Raw genomic sequence first — 4,131 nt, 5'->3', positions numbered from 1 at the left:
CAGGAAGAAAGCCTGAAATTGTACATCTTTTGGCCGCGTGAGCACCTCCCTCGTGGCACACACCTGCGAAGATACAGTTTTTTCCTCCACTCCGTCTTGCATTCGGCTCATACGGTCTCCAATACCTGCATAAAATCGGGAATTTCCGATGGATGAAGGATTTGGCTCTGAAAAACCTGCACTTTTTGCCCATTTGCCAGATGCTAAGCTTCAATCCGAACAACGCGGCAACGTGGCCTCCTCCCCTTGATCTTGGAACATCCAGAAGTACGCATTCATGCTCGCAGCCAGCCGAGCGGCTTAAGGATACAACCCTTTGGCCTCTCGGCTCGTTTTTTTACATATGGTTGTCTCTTAAGCGTTAAAATCCTGCTTGCAGGCCAGTTTCTTAGCTATTAAGCAGCGAACGGGCGCGCATAATTTTACCAATTAACGGAAGCGGTTAAAAGTTTGACACACAAGTGAAAATTTTCACCTGTTATTTTCTTCAAGTGATAATTATCACGTAAATGTGGGGGGCGAAGCGCTACAATGGGACGTAAAGGAAAAATTTAAAGTAAATAATTAGAAGGAGACAGGAACCATGGCTTATAACAAACCGCAGCAAATAGCCGAAGTAACGGTGGAGAACGGCATAAAGAAGGCTCATAACCCTCTGGCCACCGTGCTTATCCTCGGCTTTCTGGGAGGGGCGTTCATCGCTCTCGGATATTTGCTTGATATTCGCGTCATCGCCAGCGCGCCGAAGGAATGGGGGTCCATTGCCAGCTTTATCGGAGCAGCGGTGTTCCCGGTCGGGCTGATTCTCGTGCTTCTGGCAGGGGGCGAGCTGTTGACCGGCAATATGATGGCCGTGCCGCTCGCTTTGTATTCGAAGAAAATCTCGTTCGCGGAGACGATCAAGAATCTGATCCTGATTACGCTCAGCAATCTGGTGGGAGCACTGTTTGTGGCTTATTTCTTCGGCCATGTTGTGGGTTTGACCGCCGACGGCGTCTACCTCGACAAGCTCGTTGATCTTGCGGAGCATAAACTGGATGCTACGTTCCTCCAGGCTTTCGTCTCGGGTATCGGTTGTAACTGGCTGGTCGCGCTGGCGGTCTGGCTGTCCTACGGCGCCGACAATTTCAGCGGAAAAATCATCGGCATCTGGTTCCCGACCATGGCTTTCGTCGCCATCGGCTTCCAGCACGTTGTCGCCAACATGTTCCTTATTCCGGCGGCCATTTTCGAAGGCCATTTCTCCTGGGGACAGTACGTTGGCAATTTCGTGCCGGTCTGGCTCGGCAATCTGACAGGCGGGGCTCTCTTCGTAGCGGGCGCCTACTGGAACGCCTACCTGCGCAAATCCCCTGCGGCGGTTCAACCGCTTGACAGCGTAGCGTCTGCGGGTGTGAAGAAGCACGCTTAATTCCGGTTGCCAGCTGCAATCATTACCGCTATACCGTAATCAATCAAAGGTACCGTTCCTAATGGAGCGGTGCCTTTTTAATTGGGCGGCCAACTGCCAACACAAAGTTCGCCGTACAGCTGGCGGTCCGGGGGAACGAAACCGCAGCCTACGGCGAAGTCAATAGGGAGTATTTCATGCTCATTATTACCCGCTGATTGCAGGAATGAAACAGCCCGCTGTGTTTCGCCTTTACGCAAGGGAACTTTAAATTATACAATAACAACAGTAATAAAAAGGAGGGCTGCGAGTATGCAAAAATTGGAGAACGGCATATTTCCGGCGGTATGTCCGCTGGACTGCCCCGACACATGCGGTCTTCTTGTCCATAAACAAGATGGGAAAATTGTAAAGGTTGAAGGGAATCCGGAGCATCCGATTACCAAGGGGTCCATCTGCAACAAGGTCAGGCATATGGCGGAGCGAATCCACCATCCGGAGCGGCTGACCACCCCGCTTCGCCGGGTCGGGCTCAAGGGGGGGGCTGTATTTGAGCCGATCAGCTGGGACGAGGCGATTGACGAAATTGCCGGAAAGTTCCGCCGGCTCTCGGAAGAATATGGGCCGGAGAGCATTCTGCCTTACAGCTTCTACGGCAATATGGGCGTGCTCAGTGTGGAGGGCATGGATCGCCGGTTCTTTAACGCGCTCGGGGCCAGCCGTCTGGAGCAGACCATCTGCAATGCTGCCGGAAGCGCGGGCTGGAGCTATACGATGGGCTTCAAGGGCGGGACAAGCCCGGAGGATATCGTGAACGCCGATCTGATCATCGTCTGGGGCGGCAATATCGTCAGCACGAACATGCATCAGATTGTGCTGGCCGAGCAGGCCCGGAAGAAGGGAGCCAGAATCATCGTCATCGATGTCCACCGGAACCGCACGGCCCAGTGGGCGGATTGGTTCCTGCCGCTCTATCCGGGAACGGATACGGCGCTGGCGCTCGGGATCATGCATATTTTATTCCGCGACGGGCTGACGGACGAAGCTTTCCTCAAGGCCTATACGGTGGGATATGAAGAGCTGCGGAAGCAAGCGGAGGAATATACGCCGGAGGCCGTGGCCGTCATAACGGGCATTCCGGCGGAAGATATTGAGAAATTAGGCAAGCTGTACGGAGAGGCCAAGGTATCCTATATCCATATTGGCAACGGGCTGCAGCATCACGACAACGGCGGCATGAATGTGCGCAGCATCGCTTGTCTGCCCGCGCTGACGGGACAATGGCTGAAGAAGGGCGGCGCCTGCAAGGGCAACGGCGGCTATGCCGAGATGAACGCCCGGGCCCTTCAGCGCCCCGGACTTCGCCCGAACCCCCGCGCTCGGAGCATAAATATGAACCGGATTGGCGAAGCGCTGGAAATGACAGAGCAGCCGATCAAGTCGCTGTTCGTCTACTGCTGCAATCCGCTTGTGGTCGCGCCGGACGCGGAGCGGGTGCGGCGCGGATTCGCGCGCGAGGACCTGTTCACGGTCGTGCATGATCTTTTTTTGACCGATACGGCGAGGTATGCCGACATTGTGCTTCCCTCGACGTCGACTTTTGAGAACACCGATTTGTACAGCTCTTACTGGCATCACTATATCCAGCTTCAGGAGCCGATCCTGGAAGCGCCGGGAGAGTGCAAGAGCAATTTCGAATTGTTCTCCCTGCTGGGCAGGGCCATGGGTTTTGACGATGAAGCTTTCAGGCAGGGTGAGGAGGACATGATCCGCGAAGCGCTGGACTACCCGCGCAATCCCTATCTGAACGGAGTGACGCTGGAGCGGCTGAAAGCCGGGCGGCATGTCAAACTGGATATGACGTCTAAAGATCGCTATCTGGACAACCTGCCTACGCCATCGGGCAAAATCGAGCTGTATTCCCGGGCGATGGAGAATGCGGGACTGCCGCCGCTGCCAGCCTATACTCCGCTTGTCGAAGGCTTTGACGGCATCCGGCGTCCGGGGGAAGGGGAGAAATATCCGCTGATGTTCATATCGCCGCCCAACCACAGCTTTCTGAACTCCACCTTCTCCAACGCCTGGAAGCATCAGCAGCTGGAGAAAAGGCCGACCCTGCAAATTCATCCCGAGGATGCGGCCAAGCGGGGTATTGCCGACGGGGATGAGGTCAAGGTGTACAACGAACGCGGCATGGTACAGATTTGGGCGGCGGTAACCGACCGGATGCTTCCGGGGACTGTCATCAGCCAGGGGCTGTGGTGGGAAGGGAAAGACCGCCCGCAGCGGAGCAATGTGCTTACCCCGGACCGGCTGAGCGATATGGGGAAGGGAGCGACTTTCTTCTCGGCGACGGTTCAGGTTGAACTGTGTTAAAACAAGTTCACAGGGGGTGCTTGCGTAGACTTGCATAGATTCAGGAGGGATAGGACTATGCTTCACATAGGCAGAGAGACGCTGACCATCCGGCTCTCGGAGTTTCGCGACGTCCGGGAGCTGATTATGCTGGATCACCTGATCTGGACCGAGGACACGGCCCCGGCGGCCTTGTCGTGGCGGTCGAGCGAGGACTATTTGCTGCATGCGCCTCCCGGCTCCCAGCTTGTGGCAGTCACAGGGGACAAGCTGTGCGGTTATGTCGGCTTCGGCTGCCCCACCGGAATGAAGAGCAACCGGCATGTCTATGAAATTCATATCGCTGTCCATCCGGATTGGCAGCGACTCGGAATCGGCCGAAGCCT

3 protein-coding genes are annotated in these 4,131 nt (G+C 55.7%); all 3 read left to right on the top strand.

Features of this window, described 5'->3' with window-relative positions; genetic code table 11:
- Window positions 1–583 precede the first annotated feature (583 nt).
- Window positions 584–1,411: a formate/nitrite transporter family protein gene (locus L692_RS0111110; protein ID WP_025699852.1), complete on the top strand. Its 828-nt coding sequence runs from the start codon at window positions 584–586 to the stop codon at window positions 1,409–1,411.
- A gap of 291 nt (window positions 1,412–1,702) precedes the next feature.
- A complete protein-coding gene (locus L692_RS0111105; RefSeq protein WP_025699851.1) occupies window positions 1,703–3,766 on the top strand; it encodes a molybdopterin-containing oxidoreductase family protein in 2,064 nt (687 codons plus the stop codon).
- Between the two features lie 57 nt (window positions 3,767–3,823).
- A partial coding sequence (locus L692_RS0111100) for a GNAT family N-acetyltransferase (RefSeq protein WP_025699850.1) occupies window positions 3,824–4,131 on the top strand: 308 nt, incomplete at its 3' end.

Source organism: Paenibacillus forsythiae T98 (genome assembly GCF_000520735.1).
GTDB lineage: Bacteria > Bacillota > Bacilli > Paenibacillales > Paenibacillaceae > Paenibacillus_AQ > Paenibacillus_AQ forsythiae.
This window is presented reverse-complemented; position numbering and strand designations above follow the sequence as displayed.

Bases quoted from the DNA above. Each gene is read 5' to 3' on its own strand.
- L692_RS0111110 (WP_025699852.1), top strand. From the start codon at position 584: ATGGCTTATAACAAACCGCAGCAAATAGCCGAAGTAACGGTGGAGAAC.
- L692_RS0111105 (WP_025699851.1), top strand. From the start codon at position 1,703: ATGCAAAAATTGGAGAACGGCATATTTCCGGCGGTATGTCCGCTGGAC.